This window comes from Tolypothrix sp. VBCCA 56010 (genome assembly GCF_050875635.1).
Classification (GTDB): Bacteria; Cyanobacteriota; Cyanobacteriia; order Cyanobacteriales; family Nostocaceae; genus Hassallia.
The window spans coordinates 1-459 of record NZ_JBPAOH010000436.1; the positions used below are offsets into that span (position 1 = coordinate 1).

The following is a 459-nucleotide window of genomic DNA, read 5'->3' on the forward strand; positions in this document are numbered from 1 at the left end:
AAGCTTTGCCTATTGATTGGGCAAGGACGCAAAATAATCTCGCACTTGCCTACAGCGATAGAATCAAAGGAGACAAGGCAGAGAATATCGAAAATGCCATCGCATCTTATACTGCTGCTTTAACTGTCTTCACCAGGGAAGCTTTGCCTATTGATTGGGCAAGGACGCAAAATAATCTCGCAAATGCCTACAGGGAGAGAATCAAAGGAGACAAGGCAGAGAATATTGAAAAGGCGATCCCTGCTTTTACTGCTGCTTTAACTGTCTTCACCAGGGAAGCTTTGCCTATTGATTGGGCAATAACGCAATATAATCTCGCAAATGCTTACCTAAGTAGAATCAAAGGAGACAAGGCAGAGAATATCGAAAATGCCATCGCATCTTATACTGCTGCTTTAACTGTCAGAACCAGAGAAGCTTTGCCTATTGATTGGGCAATGACGCAACATAATCTCGCTG

General features: G+C 43.1%; 1 protein-coding gene. It reads left to right on the top strand.

Going from position 1 to position 459, the window contains the following annotated elements; translation table 11 throughout:
• Window positions 1-459, top strand: a 459-nt coding sequence (locus tag AABK37_RS41885; protein WP_432557258.1) for a tetratricopeptide repeat protein, incomplete at both ends; no start/stop codon positions are given.